This is a genomic window from Streptomyces sp. 4F14, from assembly GCF_048159485.1.
GTDB lineage: Bacteria > Actinomycetota > Actinomycetes > Streptomycetales > Streptomycetaceae > Streptomyces.
Genome location: NZ_JBLRVY010000274.1, coordinates 1 through 355, shown reverse-complemented (window position 1 = coordinate 355; position 355 = coordinate 1). Strand labels below are relative to the sequence as shown.

The 355-nt window shown below is 68.2% G+C and carries 1 protein-coding gene and 1 pseudogene; one reads left to right on the top strand and one right to left on the bottom strand.

Annotation, left to right across the window (positions count from 1 at the left end):
• The coding region (locus tag ACLZOT_RS50690) for an SOS response-associated peptidase family protein (RefSeq protein ID WP_416976081.1) at positions 1-140 on the bottom strand (140 nt) is incomplete at its 3' end.
• Positions 141-245: 105 nt separating this feature from the next.
• Here ACLZOT_RS50690 and ACLZOT_RS50685 point away from each other — a divergent pair.
• Positions 246-355: pseudogene (locus tag ACLZOT_RS50685) on the top strand (M50 family peptidase); the annotation flags it as partial.

The window sequence follows — 355 nt, the reverse complement described above, 5'->3', positions numbered from 1 at the left end:
CGGTCGAGGACGACGAGGACCTCTTTGGTCGGAGCCACGTTGAAGTCCGCCTCAAGGGCTTCCTCGGGCTCCCACTTCTCGATCTCAAAGATTCCTGCGAGATCCTCGGGCCCACGACTCGCTGCATACCGTCCGCACATGCGTGCCACACTGCCAGGCCCACCCGTCGCCCGACCACCACCCCCGCAACGACGGCGCTACGCGCCGGCCCCTCCTGACCCGACCACAGGGAGCCATCGCCTTACATGGACAGCACCGCATCCGCCTCGCTCGCCTCCCTCTGGGACGAGGTCTCCGGCACCCAGCCCGACCCCGATCTGTGGGTCGTGATCGCGACCCTGGTCGTCGCCCTCGC